At 76.5% G+C, this 17,809-nt stretch carries 13 protein-coding genes; 5 read left to right on the top strand and 8 right to left on the bottom strand.

Annotation, left to right across the window (positions count from 1 at the left end):
• Positions 1-145: 145 nt before the first annotated feature.
• Positions 146-2,881 (bottom strand): helix-turn-helix transcriptional regulator, encoded by a 2,736-nt coding sequence (locus tag EAO71_RS33125; RefSeq protein WP_147981528.1) that lies wholly within the window; start codon positions 2,879-2,881, stop codon positions 146-148.
• Positions 2,878-3,123: an MbtH family protein gene (locus tag EAO71_RS33120; RefSeq protein ID WP_147981527.1), complete on the bottom strand. Its 246-nt coding sequence runs from the start codon at positions 3,121-3,123 to the stop codon at positions 2,878-2,880. The genes EAO71_RS33125 and EAO71_RS33120 overlap by 4 nt, the downstream gene beginning before the upstream one ends.
• Before the next feature lie 282 nt (positions 3,124-3,405).
• Here EAO71_RS33120 and EAO71_RS33115 point away from each other — a divergent pair, with 282 nt between their 5' ends.
• Positions 3,406-6,567: an AfsR/SARP family transcriptional regulator gene (locus EAO71_RS33115; RefSeq protein WP_147981526.1), complete on the top strand. Its 3,162-nt coding sequence runs from the start codon at positions 3,406-3,408 to the stop codon at positions 6,565-6,567.
• Between the two features lie 87 nt (positions 6,568-6,654).
• Positions 6,655-7,155 (top strand): hypothetical protein, encoded by a 501-nt coding sequence (locus EAO71_RS33110; protein WP_147981525.1) that lies wholly within the window; start codon positions 6,655-6,657, stop codon positions 7,153-7,155.
• 72 nt (positions 7,156-7,227) lie between these two features.
• Here the strand turns inward: EAO71_RS33110 and EAO71_RS33105 are convergent, their stop codons facing one another.
• The 6 genes from EAO71_RS33105 to EAO71_RS33080 form a co-directional block, all read right to left on the bottom strand.
• Complete coding sequence (locus EAO71_RS33105) at positions 7,228-7,812, bottom strand: GAF domain-containing protein (RefSeq protein WP_147981524.1); 585 nt, start codon at positions 7,810-7,812, stop codon at positions 7,228-7,230.
• A 25-nt stretch (positions 7,813-7,837) separates the two neighbouring features.
• Entirely contained in the window at positions 7,838-8,671 is an 834-nt protein-coding gene (locus tag EAO71_RS33100; RefSeq protein ID WP_147981523.1) for a S8 family peptidase, read from the bottom strand.
• Entirely contained in the window at positions 8,668-11,808 is a 3,141-nt protein-coding gene (locus EAO71_RS33095; RefSeq protein WP_147981522.1) for an adenylate/guanylate cyclase domain-containing protein, read from the bottom strand. The genes EAO71_RS33100 and EAO71_RS33095 overlap by 4 nt, the downstream gene beginning before the upstream one ends.
• Before the next feature lie 71 nt (positions 11,809-11,879).
• A complete protein-coding gene (locus EAO71_RS33090; RefSeq protein ID WP_147981529.1) occupies positions 11,880-12,059 on the bottom strand; it encodes an aroma-sacti cluster domain-containing protein in 180 nt (59 codons plus the stop codon).
• Positions 12,060-12,151: 92 nt separating this feature from the next.
• Positions 12,152-12,814, bottom strand: a complete 663-nt coding sequence (locus EAO71_RS33085; protein WP_147981521.1) for a hypothetical protein — start codon at positions 12,812-12,814, stop codon at positions 12,152-12,154.
• Positions 12,811-13,896 carry a radical SAM protein gene (locus tag EAO71_RS33080; RefSeq protein WP_147981520.1) on the bottom strand — a complete coding sequence of 362 codons (1,086 nt, stop codon included), beginning with the start codon at positions 13,894-13,896 and terminating at the stop codon, positions 12,811-12,813. The genes EAO71_RS33085 and EAO71_RS33080 overlap by 4 nt, the downstream gene beginning before the upstream one ends.
• Before the next feature lie 559 nt (positions 13,897-14,455).
• Here EAO71_RS33080 and EAO71_RS33075 point away from each other — a divergent pair.
• The 3 genes from EAO71_RS33075 to EAO71_RS33065 are packed head-to-tail and all read left to right on the top strand — an operon-like array spanning position 14,456 to position 17,809.
• On the top strand, positions 14,456-15,655 hold the full coding sequence (locus EAO71_RS33075) for a glycosyltransferase (protein ID WP_147981519.1): 1,200 nt from the start codon (positions 14,456-14,458) through the stop codon (positions 15,653-15,655).
• Entirely contained in the window at positions 15,627-16,589 is a 963-nt protein-coding gene (locus EAO71_RS33070) for a DUF6895 family protein (RefSeq protein ID WP_147981518.1), read from the top strand. Before EAO71_RS33075 ends, EAO71_RS33070 begins: the two co-directional genes overlap by 29 nt.
• On the top strand, positions 16,586-17,809 hold the full coding sequence (locus EAO71_RS33065; RefSeq protein ID WP_147981517.1) for a radical SAM protein: 1,224 nt from the start codon (positions 16,586-16,588) through the stop codon (positions 17,807-17,809). Before EAO71_RS33070 ends, EAO71_RS33065 begins: the two co-directional genes overlap by 4 nt.

Genomic DNA, 17,809 nt, shown 5'->3' with positions numbered 1-17,809 from the left:
GGCGGGGAGGGGTGTCGTCCTCCGGGCCGGGACCGGCGGGTGCGCGACTGCCGCACCCCTCGATGCCGGGCCCGCCCCGGCGGGCCCCGCCTCGTTCCCGTCCGGGTCGCCGCCGGCCGATCCTCGAAGATCGACCGGACAGCCCTCAGGCGGGGACCGCCAGGGCCTTCGTCCGGGCGCGCGGCCGGGCGACCACGGTGTTGCGGCCGATCATGTTGGCGATCTCGGCCCGTGAGGAGACCTCCAGCTTGGCGAAGATGCGGCCGAGATGCGTCTCCACCGTCTTGTGGCTGACACCGAGGGTCCGCGCGATCTGGCGGTTGGTGCAGCCCTGGCTGACGAGCGTGGAGATCTCGAACTCGCGCTGGCTCAGCATGTGCGCCCCCTCGSCGGTGCCGTCGGCCACGGTGCCGCCGGCGAGCGGCGGGCGGGCCGCCTCGCGGGCGCGGGTGACGGCGGCGGCCAGACGGCTCGCGCCGGAGCCGGCCGCGACCGCGTCCGCGGCCGCCAGATGGCGCTCCGCCTGGTCCGGTTCGCCGAGCGCGGCCAGTGCGCGGGCCGCGGCCGTCCGGGCCCAGCCCTCGTCGGCGAGGTGTCCGCTCTCCGCCGCCGCGACGAGCGCGTCCTCGGCGAGTCTCAGTGCCTCGGCGGGCTCCTCGGCGGCGGCGGAGCCGAGCAGCGCGGCCCGGGCACGGGCACCGGCGAGGCCGAGTTCCGCGGCCACGGTGGCGGCCTCCTCGGCGGCGAGCCGGGCGGCGTCCGGCCGGCCCGCGGCGAGCCGGGCGGCGCAGAGGGTCTCGGCGAGCGCGAGGCGGGTCGGGTGCGGCAGCCGGGTGGCGGCGGGGTAGGTGAGTCCGGCTCCGGCCAGGGTCTCCAGGCTGCCGAGCGCGTCGCCGGCGGCGAGTTGGCCCGCGGCGAGCGCCATCCGGGCGCGGCGCGCCCAGTGGCCGTCGGGCGCGGCGACCACGCAGGCCGCGCGGGCGACCGCGACGGCGGTCTCCGGCTCGTGGACCTCCAGGGCCACGCGGGCGCGCAGGCAGAGGGCCATGGCGCGCAGTTCCGTGCCGCCGACGAGTTCGGAGCAGCGGACGGCCTCCTCCGCGGGGGCCGCGGCCTCCGCCGGCCTGCCCTGCCGGAGCAGTACGGTGGCGAGCCCGGCGGCCATCGAGGCGACGGCGGGCCACTGTCCCGTGGCCCGGCCGATCGCCAGTCCCCGGTTGAGGTGCCGTACGGCGGGTCCGTAGCGCTCCAGGTCCGTCTCGAGGCGGGCCAGGCAGTCCAGGGCGTCCAGTCGCAGGGCGAGGGCCCGGTCGCCCAGCGCGTCGGCGAGCCGTGCCGCGGCCGCGGCGTCCCGGCGGGCGGCGGCGGCCGTGCCGCCGGCCAGCCGGACCGTCCCGTGCAGGGCCAGTGCGTGGACCTGGGCGGCCTCGTCGCCGCTTCCCGCGGCGGCGAGCACGGCTTCGTCGGCCCAGTCGCGGGCCTCCGGTTCGGCGTCCCGGCACGCGGTCGCGGCCAGGGCGATCCACAGTGCGGCAGCGCCGTGCGGATGGTCGGCGGCGGCGCCGGACAGCGCGGTCCGCAGCACGGAGCGTGCCAGCGGGACGTCTCCGTCCGCCTGGGCGATCGCGGCGCGGCGCAGTGCCGCGTCGGCGGCCTCGGGCGTGTGGTCGGGCCCGTCGAGCAGCTGGTCACGCCGCTCCAGTGCGGCTCTCGCCCGGTCGGTGCGGCCCGTCATGACGGCCGCCGCGGCGGCTCTGGCGAGGGCGGCACGACGGCGGTTGCGGTGCGCCGGTGTGTCGTGGAGCAGACGGGCCGCCGCACGGAACCACCGGTCCGCGGTGGCGGGATCGGTGGGCAGCGCGGCCTCCGCGGCCGCCGTGAGCACGGCGGCGCCGGACGCGTCGCCGGTCGCGCAGGACTGCTCCAGGTGGCGGGCGTAGCGGACCGGCGCGACGCCGTCCGCGCGGTGGCGGGCGCAGGCGCGGGCATGGGCGCCGAGCCGCCAGCCGCCGGGGACCGCTCCGTAGACGACGCGCCCCACCAGCGGGTGCCGGTAGGCGACCTGTCCGGGTACCGGCGCGGGGCGCAGGAGGTCGGCGGCGAGGAGTTCGTCGACGGCGGCGAGGACCCGCGCGGGGTCGAGGTCGGCCACGTCGGCGAGCAGGTCGGGTCCGGCCGGCTCGCCGAGCACCGCCGCCGCGTGGGCGACGAGGCGGGCGTCGGCGGAGAGCGCGGTGACCTCGGCGAGCAGCGGCGCCGCCGCGCGCCGGGCGGCGGCCTCGTCCGCCGGTTCCTCCTCCAGGCAGGCGCCGGGTCCGGCGCAGGACGCCACCAGCAGTTCCAGGAGGCGGGGGTTGCCGCCGGTGCGGTCGTACAGCGAGCCGTTGTGCCGGTGGCACAGGCGCTGGGCGGGGAAGGTCCCGGTCGCGGTGCGGTCGAGGTCGGCGAGGTCGAGATGGGCGGTGCGCCAGGTCCCGCGGGCCGCGGTCAGTTCGGCCCGCAGGGCGGGCGGGCACTGCCGGGGCCGGTGCGCGAGGACGAGCAGGAGCGCCTCGGCCGGCGGGGTGCGCAGCAGGGCGAGCAGGGCGCGCTCCGCCTCCGGTCCGCCGCCGTGCGCGTCGTCGACGAGCAGCAGCAGGGGCTCGGCGGGCCCGGCGGACGGGAGTCCGGTCGCGGGCAGTTCCGCCGGGCGTACGCCGCGGACCCGGACGCCGGCCTCGGCGGCCAGTGCCGCGATCTCGGCGAGGAGTCTGGTCTTCCCCGTGCCCGGGTCGCCCGCGAGCTCGACGAGGGCGGGTCCGGTGCCGCGGGCCGGGAGCAGGCGGCGGACGGCCGCCAGCTCCTCCTCCCGGCCGATCAGCGGGCGTACGTCACCTTTCACCGCACGCCCGTCCCGGCGGCCGCCTGCTCCGACGCGGCGTCGGCCGCCATGGCCTGCCGCAGGCTCAGGGGGCGCATGTCCGTCCAGACCTCGTCCACGTGGGCCACGCACTCCTCCTTGGAGCCGGTGAAGCCCGTGGGCTGCCAGCCGGCCGGCACCTCGCGGGACTCGGGCCAGACGGAGTACTGCTCCTCGTCGTTGATCACGACGGCGTAGCGTCCCTTGTCGTCGTCCTGGAACACGACTCACCTCCGGTGATGCGATTGAGAAGAAATTCGAATGGGAACCGGGAACAGCCTTGTGTGGGGCGCCTCCCTGACACAACGCCGTCCCGATGGACGCTGCCGAATCCCCCGATCGAAAGCGCCGATGGCGGTGCGCAGGGATCGCGCGGCATCGTTCCGGACGATGTCCCGCATCGAATTCCGTGAATTCCCGCGTCTGGAGGGCCGATCCCGCGGGCGTCTACCCTCCCCTCGGTCGGCCCGAAGCACATCGGGGCGTGACGACTGGGGGAAAGCCACATGGAACTCAGCCTCTTGGGGCCGCTCGAACTCGCCCGTGACGGTGTGGTGTTCGGGCTGGGTGGGCCTCGGCAGCGGACCGTTCTGGCGGTGCTGGCCCTGCACGCGAACCGGGTGACCCCGCGGGAGCAGCTGGTGGACGCCGTCTGGGGCGAGGCGCCCCCGGAGACCGCCCGTACCCAGGTGCAGTCCGCCGTCTCGGCGCTGCGCAAGGCCTTCGCGCGGGCGGGCCGCCCCGACGCCATCACGACGCTGGCCTCGGGGTACCGGCTGGCCCTCGCCGACGAGGAGCTGGACCTGCGGCGCTTCGAGAAGCTGGTGGCCGAGGCCCGCGACCACGCCGCGGCCGGGCGGCCCGAGCGGGCCACGACGGTCTTCCGCTCGGCACTCGCCCTGTGGCGCGGTCCGGCCCTGCTCGGCCTGGAGGGCGAGCTCGTGCGCCAGGGCGCGACCCTGCTGGACGAGCAGCGGCTGTCGGTGGCCGAGGAGCTGGCCCGGCTCGACCTGTCCCTCGGCCGGCATGCCGAGATCACCGGCGAACTCCTGGCGCTCACCGCGCAGGAGCCGCTGCGCGAGGGTCTGCACGCCTCGTTGATCCTCGCCCTCCACCGGTCGGGTCGGACGGCGGAGGCCCTCGACGCGTTCCGGCGGACCCGCGCGGTGTTCGTCCGGGAGCTGGGCATCGAGCCCGGCCGGGAGCTCCAGGAGCTCGAGACGGCGATCCTGAGGGCGGACCCGGCCCTCGACCTGCGACCCCCCACGCCCCCGGTCGGCACGGCACCCGGCGGGTCCGGCTCAGCGGACGTCCCGTCCGCGGCAGCCGATGTCCCGCACCCCGACGTCATGGCCGCGCATCCCGTCACGGCCCTCCCGGCGGCAACCGCCGCGCGACCCGAACAACTCCCCTCCGATCTGCCGGACTTCACCGGTCGGAAGGAATTCCTCGCGGAGATCTCGGAATTCCTCTCGGGCGGCGGCGCGGCGTTCCGTCCGGGGGAGGCCGTACGCATCGCGGGAATCAGCGGACAGGACGGAATCGGGAAGACGAGCCTGGCGATCCACGCCGCGCACGCGCTGCGCGACGCGTTCCCCGACGGCCGGCTCTTCGCGAACCTCGGCGGGGAGAGCGGCCGGGAGGTCACGACGGGCGTGCTGGCCCGCTTCCTGCGCGCGCTGGGCGTGCCGGGACACGCGATCCCGCAGGACGCCGACGAGCGCCGCACGCTCTACCGCAGCCTGCTCGCGGGCAGGCGGGTGCTGATCGTGCTCGACGAGGTGGGCGACGAGGCCGTGGTACGGGAGCTGCTGCCGGGCGACGCGCACTGCGGCGTCCTGGTGACCGGCCGCTACCGGCTGACGGGACTGCCCGGAATCCGCCAGATCGACCTGGACCTCTTCGACCCGGACCTGTCGGTGGAGCTCCTGACCCGGATCGCGGGCGTCGAGCGGGTCACCGGCCAGCTCCCCGCCGCCCTCGAACTGGCGCAGTTCTGCGGCGGGTTGCCGCTGGCGCTGCGGGTGGTCGGCGCCCGGCTCGCCTGCCGCCCGCACTGGCCGCTCGACCGGCTGGTGCGGCGCTTCCGGGACGAGGCGAGCAGGCTGGACGAGTTCGACTACTGCGGGATGGAGGTGCGTTCGCACATCGCGCTGGCCTACCGGGCGCTCGATCCCGAGCCGCAGCGGCTGTTCCGGCTGCTCGGGCTCGTCGAGGGCGGCGACTTCGCGAGCTGGACGGCGGCCTCGCTGCTCGACTGCGACCTCGTCACCGCCGACGACATCGTCGAGGAACTCGTCCACTCCCAGCTGCTCGACGTCCTGCCCCGGGAGGGCCGCCCGCCGCGCTACCGCTTCCACGAACTGATCAGGGTCTACGCCAAGGAGGAGCTCCGCGCGACGGAGACGCCCGAGCAGCGCCGCGCCGCCCTGGGCCGGGCCCTCGCCTCCTGGACCGCCCTCGCCGGGGAGGCGCACCGACGCGAGCACGGCGGCCCGTTCGGCGTCCCGCACGGCACGGCCGCTCGCCGGCCGCTGCCGGGCCCGCTGACCGACCGGCTGCTCGACGTGCCCGCACTGTGGTGGGAGGAGGAGCACGAGGCACTGGTCGCGGCGGTGCGGCAGGCCGCGGAGCTGGGTCTCGACGAGCTGTGCCGGGATCTCGCCGCCATCTGCGCGATCAGGTTCGCCTCCCAGGGCAGGTGCGAGGACTGGTCCGACACCGCCCACGCGGCTCTCACGGTCTGCGAGGCCGCCGGGAACCGGCACGGGACGGCGGTCTCGACGTACTCGCTGGGCGCGCTCTCCCTGTTCCGGTACCGGCTGGACGAGGCGGCGCGGCTGCTCGGCGCGGCCCGCGACGCCTTCCGTGAACTCGCCGACGCGCAGGGCGAGGGCCTGGCCGGGAACCTCCTCGCGACCGTGGACCGGCTGGGCGGACGGCATCCGGAGAGCCTGGCCGGGCACGCCGCGGCGGCGGCCCTGCTGCGGCGCGCCGGCGACCCGGTCGGTGAGGCCCTGGCCCTGGCCGGTGGCGCGGCCGTCCACCGGGAGGCCGACGAGACGGGCACGGCCCGCTCGATGCTCACGACGGCACTGGCGCTGACCCGGGAAGCGGGCAGCGTCGCCGCCGAGGGGCACGTCGTCCGAGAGCTGGGCGAGCTGTCCCTGCAGTCGGGGGAGACGGAACTCGCCCAGCAGGCGTTCGCCCTGGCACTGCGCATCGGCCGCGCGGGGCGCGACCGCACCGCGGAGGGTCACGCCCTGCTGGGGACCGGTCTCTGCCATGCCCGTGCCGGACGCGGTGAGCAGGCCGAGGCGGTCCTGTTCCAGGCCCTCACGCTGGCCCGGCGGACCGGGGACCGGCTGACCGAGGGCCGCGCCTGTCTCGGGCTCGGCCGGTCGGCGCTGGACGCCGGCGCCCCGACGGCGGCGCTGGCCCATCTCATCGCCGCGCGGGAGGTGTTCGCCGCGCTGACGATGCCGCTGTGGCAGGGGCGGGCGGCGAGCGCCCTCCTCGACCTGCACGCGGCCACCCTGGACACGCCGTCGGCGCTGGGCGAGGCGTCCGCGGCGGCACGGCTCCTCGCCGGGCACGGGTCCCCCGCGTCCGCGCGGCTGCGTGAGGAGCTGCTGGGCAAGCGGCTGCTGCTGGGAGCGGCCGACTGACGGCGTTCCGGTAGCGGTCGGATAGCCGTCGCCGCCACTCTGCGGAGGACCGGGGCGACAGCGCCCCGCCCGCAGGGAGGCCGCGCCATGTCCCGTACACCCCCGTCGTCCCACGGGCCGGACCGCTCCGGCCGCCGTGGAGCGGTACCGGTCCGGCCCGGTGTCCCGGCGCCCGTCCCGACCGCCGGCTCCGGAGCCGGCTCCGGCTCCGGCTCCGGCGAGGAGCGGCTGTCGGCCGCCGTCCGGGCCGCGCGCGGCCGGCTCGCCGCGGGCGCCCTGTCCGCCACGGTCCTGGGGCCGGGGGCGGCGGTCACGCTCGGGGTGCTGGCGCGCGAACTCGTCGGCCTGGTATCGGTGACCGTCCACCCGGCGCCGGTCCCGGAACCACCGCACTGGCCGGACGCCGAGTCCGCCTCGTACGCCGCGCGGGAGGGCATCGTGCTCACGGCCGAGGCGAGCCTCGACCGCGCGCTGCTCGGCGCGGACCTGGTGGTGTTCGCCCCCGGCGCCCACCGTCCGGTGCTCTCGCCGGTCCGGCTCCGGGCGCTGTCGGCGCCCGGGTCGGTGGTCCTCGACCTGACGGCCTGACCGGCGCGCCCGGCCGACCCGGCGCCGGACGGGGACGACCTACGGCGCGGGCGGCACGGGAGGCGCGGCGCCTCACTCCCCGAGCAGCCGGCGGGCCTCCGTGAGGAGACGGAGGAGCTCCGCGCGCGAGGGGTCGTCCGGGCTGTCCGGGGCGGTCCGCCGCGGCGCGTGGGTGGTGACGACGTTCAGCGCGACGGCGGCCTGACGGGCGAAGAGGCACAGCAGGTCGAGCTCCGGGAGGCCCGAGCGGGCCTGCGGGGACGGGTCGAGCACCTCCAGGACACCGAGGATCCGGTCGCCGTGCAGGAGGGGGGCGGCCATCAGCGCGTCGGGGACGTAGCCGGTGGACTCGGCGATGTCGCGGTCGAAGGACGTACTGGCGTGGAGGTCGTCGACCACCATCGGCTCGCCCGAGGCGGCGACCCATCCGGCGATGCCCCGGCCGGCCGGGAAGCGGCGGCCCACCAGGAACTCCTGTCCCTGTCCGGAGACGGCCTCGAAGACGATCTCGTCCGCCGGGGCGTCCAGGAGCAGGATGGAGCTCGCCTGGGCGCCGAACAGGGCGCGCGCGGTGTCCACCACCGACTGCAGGAGTTCCGCCAGGGCCGGATCGGGCCGGGACGCTGCGGACACGACGGGGGCGGTCGTCTGAGCCATGGGGGTTCCCTTCCGGTGCCGGTCGTTACCGGCGGCCGTGGACACGGACGTTGGCTGCGGACAGGTACAGGGCGTTCTTGAGCTGGAACGGCGTCAGCCGGGGGTGGCTCGACAGGATCCGCGCGCAGAGCCCCGCGATGAACGGGGTGGCGAAACTGTTGCCGGAGCTGCGGATCGAGGTGCCGCCGAGCCACGCGACCGGGATGCGCTGGCCGGGGGCGAAGAACTCCACCGGCGGCGTGGGGTTGTAGAGGTGGAGGTCCGGGTCGTCCTCCTGGTGGCTGCCCACCGAGATGACCGAGGAGAAGCGCCAGGGGAAGCTCTCGACGTGGGTGTTGTGCGCCGAGGCGACGATCACGGTCTGCTGGAAGTACGCCTCGTCGGCCAGGCGGCGCAGCTCCTCCACGAAGCGGTCGCGGCTGGTGGACAGACTCAGGTTGACCACGTCGAAGCGCTGGCGCACGGCCCACCGGATCCCTTCGAGCAGGACGTCCCCGCTGCCGGAGAACCGCTCGCCGAGCACCCGCACGCTGGACAGTTCGCAGTCCGGCGCGGTCCGCCGGATGATCCCGGCGCAGGCGGTGCCGTGGCCGCAGGCGTCCTCGGCGTCCGTCTCCTCGACGCGCACGCCGTCGTCGTCCTTGACGACGCGCCAGGACCCGGCCACCGGGCCGACCAGCGGGTGGTCGCGCTCTATCCCCGAGTCGACGACGCAGACGCGCACGCCTCGCCCGGTGCCGCCGAGGAGACCTCCCGCGGGCGGGTCGGGCGGGCCGTCGGCCTCCACGAGCACGTCCGCGGGGCCCCGCCCTCGCAGGCCCCAGGTCAGTCCGGGCGCCGATCGCCGCGCGGTGGTCATCGTGGTGCTTCCTTTCCGGCTCCGGTGACGCGTCCGTCGGCGGGGCGGTGCCCCGGCGGGCGGACGGAACGGCGGGCGACGAGGGCCTCGGCCTGGCGTACGGCGGGGAGATGGCCCTTGGCGGCGAAGCGCCGGCGTGCGCGGGCCGCCGCCTCGGCGGCCTCGCCCGGGCGTCCCAGCGCGAGGGCGGTGCGGGCGAGATCGAGCGCGGCGAGGCCCTGGACGATGGGTGAGTCGGTGCGGGTCGCGGTCGCGAGCGCCCGCGCGGCCAGCCGGCCGGCGGTCGCCTCCTGTCCCCGGGCGGCGGCGATCCGGGCCCGCAGGCCGTCGAGGTCGGCCGACTCGGCGCGCGGCCGGGCCGCCTCCGCCCGGTCCGCGTCCGGTTCGGCCAGGGTGCGGTGGGCGGTGCGCCAGTCGCCGAGGTCCAGCCGGATGCGCGCGGCGTCCAGGAGAGCGCTGCGCAGCAGCCCCGTGGCACCGAGGCCCCGCGCGGCGGCGGCGGCCCGTTCCAGGCTGAGGAGTGCTTCCTCGTGGCGGCCGTCGAGTTCGGCGACGGTCCCGGTGAAGAGGGGCAGGAACGCGTCCGCCTCGGCGTAGCCGAGCCGCTTGGCGAGGTGCTCCGCCTCCGCGAGGCAGGCCAGGGCCCCGTCGCGGTCGTCGTGGAGGGCGAGCACCACCGCGAGCGGGCAGTTCAGGGTGAGCCGGACCGCCCGGCGACCGGCCCCCTGGTCGGCGAGGAGCGCGCGGCAGCGGGTCACGGCGTCCGCCACGGGGTGGGGGCCGCGCCAGAAGGAGACACCGATCGCGCCGAGGGCCGCGGCCTGTTCCGGTTCGGCGCCGGCCCGGGCGGCGTGGTCCAGGGCCCGGGCGAGCAGCCGTTCCGCCGCCCGGTGGCGGCCCTGTTCCTGGGCGCGCTGGGCGAGCCGCAGGCAGGCGCGGGCCTGCCCGAGCTCGTCGCCGGCGGCCACGAAGACCGGCAGCGTGGCGCCGGCCGCCTCGGCCGGTGTCGCGTCCCCGCCCGCCGGCCGGCCGGCGGAGGCCAGGGCGAGGCGGGCGTGCGCGGCCTCCACCAGGTCCGGGCCGCCGTCCGGGTCCTCGGCCAGTACCTCTTCGAGCAGTGCGCTGCCTTCCGCGCCGCGCCCCAGGTCCAGCAGGGTCTGGCCGAGCCGCCGGCGGGCCGCCGTACGGCCGGGTTCGCCCGCCGCGTACCGGGCGGTGGCCCGGGACAGCAGGTCGGCGGCCCAGACCGGGTCGGCGTGGGCCAGCGCGAGGCGCCCGGCCTCGGCGAGCGCGTCGGCCGCGCGCAGGCGCAGCGCGTCGGTGTGCGCGTCCTGGGCGCCCAGCTCGACCCGGTAGCGGTGGGCCTGTTCGAGATGGGCGCCGATCGCGGCGTCGCCCCGCGCCCGGACCGAGTCCAGTCGTACCGCCCGTTCGTGCCGGTCGGCCCGGTCCTGCTTGGACTGGCCGGCGTAGACGACCTCCTGGATCAGCCCGCCGGCGAATCGGAACCCCGCGCCCTCCGGCCTGACGAGGCGGTGCCTGACCAGCCGGTGCAGTGTGGAGCGGAGTTCGGACGCGGTCCATGCCTCGGCGGGATGCCCGGCGAGCGCGGTCAGTTCGTCGGTGGTGAAGTCTCCCCCGAGGACGGACGCCAGCCCGAGGACGCGGTGTTCGGGAGGGTCGAGGGCGTCGATCCGGGCGCCGATCAGGGCCTGGAGCGGGAGCGGGACGTTGTCGGCGTCGAGGTGGGCCCCGGCGACGAGGAGTTGCTCCAGGTGCAGGGGGTTGCCGCCCACCCGGGCCAGGATCCGGGGGTCGAGGGACTCGCCCGTCCCCGTGCCCCCGGTCAGCTCGACCGCGAGGAGCTCCGCCTCGGCGTCGGTGAGCCCGCCGAGCGGCAGGGCGTCCACGGCCAGTTCGGGCCGTGCGTCGAAGAGTTCGGGACGGGCGAGCAGGACGATCAGGACCTTCGCGTCGGTGAGGGCGCGCAGCAGCCGGTCGAGCAGGTCGAAGAGCGGCTGCGCCGCCCAGTGGCAGTCGTCGACGACCAGCACGACGGGCTCCGTCCCGCGGATCCCGGCGAGGACCCTGGCGAGCGCCGCGCAGGTGTCGGCGGGCGACGGGTTGGGCGTGCCGTCCAGGAGCAGGCCCTGGTGGAGCAGGTCCAGGTCGGGGGAGGGTGCGGCCGGGCAGGACCCCAGCAGGTCGGCGACGGCGTCCGCGAGCGGTCCGAGGCTGGGCTGTTCGCCGCGGGCACGGCAGCGCCCGACGCCGTGGCGGCGGCCGCCGGCTCTCTCCCCGGCCCGGTGGAGCCACTCCCGCACGAGCCGTGTCTTGCCCTGGCCCGCCTCCCCGCCGACCACCAGGCGTTCGGCCCGACCGGTCCGGGACACCCGGGCCGACGCCGCTTCGAGCAGGTCGAGTTCGCGGGTGCGTCCGACGAAGCCGAGGTCGAAGCGGCGCAGCGACTCGGGGCCGTCCTCCTCGTCGAGGCCGAGCAGGCGGTGGGCGGCGACCCGGTCGCTCTTGCCCTTGAGCGAGAGCGGTCCGGTCTCCGTCGTCCGCACACCGGGTCCGGCCGCCGCCAGGGTGTCCGGCCCGATGAGGATCTCCCCGGCGGCGGCGTTCTGCTCCAGGCGCGCGGCGACGTTCACCACCTCTCCGGAGACCATCGCCTGCCGGAGCGTGGCCGAACCCGTCACGGCCTGGCCGGTGTTGACGCCGATGCGCATCTCCAGCCGGACCCCGACCGCCTCCTCCAGGCGGGCGTTGAACCCGGCGAGCGCCTCCCGCATCGCCAGTGCGGCGGCGACCGCCCGGCGGGCGTCGTCCTCCCGTACGGTCGGCACGCCGAAGACGGCCATCACGGCGTCCCCGATGAACTTCTCCACGGTGCCGCCCTGTTCCTCGATCCGCTGCCGCATCAGGTCGAACCAGCGGAGCGTCACCGAACGGAGGGTCTCGGCGTCCAGGGCGCCGGAGAGCGCGGTGGAGCCCACCAGGTCGCAGAAGAGGAGGGTGACCACCTTGCGGCCGGTCGTCCTGGCCGTGACCGGGCCGGGCGCGCACGGGCTGCCGCAGGACGGGCAGAAGCGGSCGCCGGGCGGCAGTGCGCTCCGGCACGAGGCGCAGGGCATGGGGTTCCTCCGTGAGGGCGCGGGGCCGTCGGGGCGCGGGGCCGTGCGGGCGCGGGGCCGTGCGGCCGAGGTCAGAAGAGCGCGCCGCCGGCCACGTCGGCGTGGGCCTGGACCTCGGGGGCCGCCGCGTCGAGCCGCCCCCTGATGTCGACGAGCAGGGCCAGTTCCTCCGGGGTCAGCACGCGCAGGACCTCGTGCTGCTCCTCGCTCAGGGCGTCGACGTCGAACCCGGCGGCGGCCAGCGCCGCCAGCGTCGGCTCGGGCGGGCCGTCGGCCGCGGCGGCGGCCGCGTGCGGAGAGGGGTCGTCCGGCGGGGCGCCGTCGTACGGGGCGGTGTCCTCGGTCACGGGTGTCCTCCGGGTTCGGCGGCGAGGGAGTGGAACAGCCGGGTGAGCAGATGGGCGGTGTGCAGTGCGCTGACGGAGACGGCGGTCTGCCCCTCCGGGGTCAGCGCGAGGTCGTCGAGGACCCGGTGCAGGTCGTCGAGGTGGCCGCCGTCGAGTTCCGCGTGTTCCCTGAGGGTGCGGAACGCGCTGCCCGGGAGCCCGGTGGCCTCGATGAGGCGGTCCGCGAGTCGCGGTCCCGGGGCGTTGCCCTCCAGGACGGCGATGTAGCCGAGCAGGGTGACCGGGTGCTCGTGCTCGACGCGGTAGTACTGCGCCCCGACGAGTTCGACCACGACGGGGGGCGGCACGGCGAGCGGCCCGGCGCCGGCCGCGGCCAGGTCGTCGAGCAGCCAGGCGTCGTGGTCGCGTTCCTCCTCCGCGTGGCGGACGCAGTACGCGCCGAGGCGCCGCGCGGCCGGGTCGTCCAGGCCGGCGCAGCGCTCGGCGGCCCGCTCGAGGAGCGGCACGGAGGCCCGTACGAGCGGATGCATGGCGGCCAGGTAGCGCACGTACCGCCGCCGCAGACCCTCCGGTCGCCACAGGGCCGCGGTCGCGGCCCGGAGCACGGGTGCGGTGGGCGTGAGCTTGGTCCTGAGCGCGAGGGACGCGGTGGCGGTCATCGACGGCTCCTCTCCTCTGCGGGTGGCGACTCGACCAGGTGCGCGTAGCGGGCGCAGCCCATGCGGCGTACGAGGGCGGCGGGTCCGGCGGCGCGTTGCTCCTCCGCGCCGAGCCGGTCCAGGAGTGCGCCGACCCGGCCGCCGGCGTCGCGGGCGGCGCCCTCCAGGACGTCCGGCCGGTCGGCGAGGGCGTGGCAGCTGCGGCAGTAGCCGGCCGGGGCGGGCGAGGTGGCGTAGCGGGCGTGCGTCCGCCGGGGTCCGACGGCGCGCAGCATCCGCAGCACCGGGGAGCCGAGGGAGCGCTCGCGGACGGCCGGCCAGTCGTCGTCGGCGATGTGCCCGAGCAGGAGGTGCCGGGGAACGGGGCGCCGGTCCACCGTCCACTGGTTGCAGCAGGCGGCCACGGTCCCGTCGAAGGCGATCACCGGCCAGGCGGCGAGGGTGCACGGCGTCGGCAGGGAGTCGTCCGGACCGGGCGGTGTCGGCGGGACGAGGCCCGCGGCGCGGCCGAGCGGCCGGATCTCGTTGACCAGCAGGGGTACCCGGGTGCCGAAGGCGCGGCGCACGTCGGCGACGGCGTCCGCCAGGTACGGGTCGTCGGGGCCGGTTCCGGTGAGGTGGATGCTCGCGGGGATCCCTGCGTCGAGGACGGCCCGCAGGGCGCGCAGCACCCCCGCGCGCGGGACCTCGCGCTCGTGGTGGACGTCCAGGCTGGCGGAGAAGTGGTCGAGGGCCGTGATCGCGCGCATGATCCGGTCGGGTACGCGTCCGTCGCGGGCGAAGAACATGCCGCTGAGCAGCGCCACCCGGGAGCCCGAGGCGCGGGCGAGACCGGCCAGCCGGGCGGCCAGCTCCGGCAGCAGCAGCGGTTCGCCGCCGGTCAGCATGACCGCCTCGGGCCGGTCCTCGGGTCCGAACGAACCGATGAAACGCAGCAGTTGCTCGGGGTCGGGCCGATCGGAGACCGCGAGGGAGGATCCCGTGGAGCAGTGCGCGCAGCTCAGGGGGCAGCGACGGGTGAGGCCCACCAGGAGGCCGCCGCAGGGCACCGGCCGCAGGCCGATGAGCTCCGCCAGTTCCACGTCTCCTCCTCCGTGTCCGCTCCCCCGTGCCCGTACCGCGCGCGGAGTCCGGACCGGATCGTGCCCCGGGACGGCTGACTTCCGGTTCGTCGGCGCCTGAGGATCGGTTAAGTCGCAGGTCCCGGCGGTGCGGTGGGGTCGGCCGACGGCCGGGAGCGGCCGCGCGGCGGGCGTCGCACGGCCGCCGAACCCCCCGCGGAGTGGGCGTTTACCGGCGCCGAACCGGTGGACAGCCGTTCCCATACCGCGGGTCCGTAGGTTCCTTCCCAGCCGGCGCAGCGACGCCGCCAACCGAGGAGGACGCACATGGCCGAGAACACGAACCCGCAGCCCGAGGACGAGGACATCGAGGTCGTCGCCCACAGCGAGGACGAAGAGGCCGAGGCCGGCTGCATCGTCAACAACTCCAGCGACCTCTCCTGACGCGAGGCCATCGCGTCCTGAGCACCGCGCGGGCCACCCGGTTCCCGGCAGATCCTGCCCGGAGCCGGGGGGCCCGCGGCCACACCGGCACCGGACCGGCCGCCCGTCCCCCACCGACCGAGGGAGCACGCCCGTCGTGAGGATCCTGCTCTGCCCGCTCAGCGACGGCGGCTACCTCTACCCGGTGCTCGCGGCCGGGCGCGAGCTGGAGCGCCGGGGGCACCGGGTCGGTGTGCTGGCCCGCGCGAGCGCCGCCGGCGTCGTGGCCGAGGCCGGGCTGCCGATGGCGGTGGCGGAGGACTTCGGCGGGCGACGGGCCTTCTCGGCCAGGTGGTGGGGGGAGACCGGCGCGGCGCAGTACCGCGCGATCCTGCGCGCCGCCCGCGAGTCGGGGGCCGACCTGCTGGTCACCTCCGTCCTGTGCAACGGCGCCCTGCTCGCCGCCGAGACGCTGGACGTCCCGGTGGTGGTGGTCGGGCTCTCCGTACACCTGTGGGACTACCGGACGGGCGGCGACGGGGAGCCGCATCTGGGCAGGACCCGGAAGAGCCGGACCCTCGACTGCCTGCGGATCCACGCCGCCACGCGGGAGGAGTGCGGCCTGGCGGGCCGTGCCCCGCGGTGGGCGGACAGTCCGCTGCCGGGTGACGCGCTGCTGCTCCGCGGGGATCCGGCCCTGGAGTACCCGGGCGCGGAACTCCCCGAGCGGGTCCGGCACGTGGGGCCGCTCGCCTGGGAGCCGGCGCCCGACCGGGCGGAGCTCCAGGAGATCCGCGATCGCCTGGAGTCGAACGGCAAGCCCGTCGTCTACGTCCATCTGGGCCGCTTCTTCGGGGGCGACAGTCTGTGGCCCCGGCTCAACGAGGCGTTCACCGGCGGCCGGTTCCAGGCCGTGGTCGAGCAGGGCCGGTCCACCGATCCGCGGCCCGCCCCCGGCGCCGACATCCTGCACGTCCGCAAGCCGTGGATGGGGCCCCTCGTCGACCTCGCCGGCCTGGTGCTGGCCAACGGCACCTCGGCTCCGGTGCTGGCCGCGCTGCGACGCGGCCGGCCCCTCGTGCTCTCGCCGAACGGCTCCGAACAGCCGCTGCTCACCGGCGCCTGTGTACGGGCCGGTGTGGCCGTGCGCCTGCCGCGCACCCCGTCCGGGCCGGCGGCGCCGGTGCTGGACACGGCCTGGCGCGACGACGGCCTGCACGGCCGCACCCGTGCGCTCGGCGGCCGGCTGGCCGCCCTGGACGGAGCCGCCCGCGCGGCCGACATCGTCGAGCGGGTGGCTCGGACATCCGCGACCCCGAAGGAGGACCATGAGTACGCGATCAGCCGGCCTCGATGAGGCCGTGACGAGTCTGTCCGCGGGTGCGCGGCAGTGGCTGGCCCGCCACGCGGGATTCCTCGACTCCCCGGCCGGCCGCGCCGAGCTGCCGGTGACCCCGCGCGTCAAGGCCCTCCTGCAGCTGGCCCTGCTCTGCCGCTACTGGGGCAAGGCGGCGCCCGGCGACGCCGGCCGGGGCGGTCCGGCCGCGCTCGTCGAACGGGTCTGGCGGCAGCCCGAGTTCCCCGGACTGCTCACCCTCGACCCGCGCTACGCACGGCAGTTCGAGCTGATGTTCGCGGCGCTGGCGCCGGACGGGACCCGGTCCGGCGCGCCCCGCGCCGTCCTCTCCCGGCTGTCGGCCGACGGCTACCTGGCACCGCGCCGGAAACCGCCGTACCTCCATCTGGAGGCCAGGTTCTACGCCGATCTCGCGGGCGCCGAGCACCGGTTCGCCTCGTACCGGGAGCTGTACGCCGACAGTCTGCCCGCCCGCGCCGGCACGCTGCCCGCGGCCGATCTGGACGTCTGCGTGGTGACGCACACGGTCTTCTACCTCAGCGACTTCGGCTTCCGCGACCCCGGTCTCGGTGAGGAGGCCGCGGAGCGGGCGCTCCGCGTCGTGGAACGCCTCACCGACCACTGCGTGCGCCTCGGCGAATGGGACCTCGCCGGAAAGCTCGTGCTCGCCCAGCACTGCCTGGGCGCCGATCCGCTGGGCACGCCCTCGGGGGCGGCCGCCGTCCGGATGCTCGCCGAGGTCCAGGCGCCCGACGGCGCGATCCCCGGACGGTCCGTCGTCAGGAGGGCACCGGCAGACGCGACGGACGTGGAGCGCTTCCGGAAGTCGTACCAGGCCACCCTCGTCACGGCACTGGCCACGCTGGTCGTCGCGGACGGCCGCTCCGGCGGACTGTCCGCGGCGGGATCGTCCGTGGCAGGGGAGGTCCGATGAGCATCGACCAGACGGTGCCGTCCGGACGGACGGTGACCTCCGCACCGGGCGACGAGTCCGGCGCGCGCCTGCTCCGCGGCGAGCGGAACTGGTGGTTCCTCGGCCCGGGCGGGGTGGCCCGGCTCGGCGGCCGGCACGTCACCACCGACGGGGCCCTGCGTCCCGAGGCCGAGCTCCGGCTGCGCGAGAGCGGCATGTTCACCCCCACCCGGGTCCGCGCCTACGCGCTGACCGTCCTCACCAGCACCCACTGCAACCTGGGCTGCGGCTACTGCTTCCAGAACACCGCCCAGGACCAGGCGGGCGGCAGCCGGCCGCCGCGGATCGCCCGGACCCGGCTCACCTCGGAGACGATCACCTCGATCCTCGGGTTCACCGAGCGGCAGATGGCCGCCGTCGGACTGGAGAAGCTGAGGATCCTCCTCTTCGGCGGGGAGCCCCTGCTCAACCCGCGCGGCTGCCTGGAACTGCTGGAGCGGGCCGGCGGCCTCGCGCCGACCTCGGCCTGGATGATCTCGAACGCCACCCTGCTCACCCCCTCGCTGGCGCGCCGGCTCGCCGGACTCGGGCTGACCTCGGTCCAGGTCACCTTCGACGGCGACCGGGCCGACCACGACCGGATCCGGGTCGGCAGGGCGGACGGCGGCGGGACCTTCGACAAGATCGTCCGCAACATCGTCAAGGCGTCCGAGGTCTCCCCGCTCACGTGGACCCTGCGGGTGAACGTCTCCCAGGAGACCTTCGAGGGGGTCGACCCGCTGATCGACCGGCTCGCCACCGCTCTGGACCCCGCCCGGTGCACCCTGTACTTCGCCCGGATCGGCGACGTCGGCGTCGGGTACGCCAACAGCCTGCTGCACACCGGCGAGCTCCCGGCCGCCTTCACCCGGTGGCAGCGCCGGGCTCTCGACCTCGGCTTCACCGTGAGCCGCCCCGGCTCCCGCAGGACGTGTGTCACCTGCGGCCACGCCGACGGCCGCTACGGCGCGGTGGTCAGCGCCGACGGGACGCTGGCCAGCTGCTGGGAGACCGCGGGCAAACCCGACTGGGAGGTCGGTACCGTCGCCGACGGCTACCTGCCCGGCGCGGAGACCCGCGACCGGTGGATCGCCTGCCAGGACCTCTACCGCTACGACGAGAACGCGACGACGCTCGCGCGGTTCCGCGACACCGTCGACACGGCCCTGCTCGACTACCTCCACGAGACAGGGCGGCTGTAG

The sequence above is a fragment of the Streptomyces sp. MS191 genome, assembly GCF_008042125.1.
In the GTDB taxonomy this organism is placed as follows: Bacteria; Actinomycetota; Actinomycetes; order Streptomycetales; family Streptomycetaceae; genus Streptomyces.
This window is presented reverse-complemented; position numbering and strand designations above follow the sequence as displayed.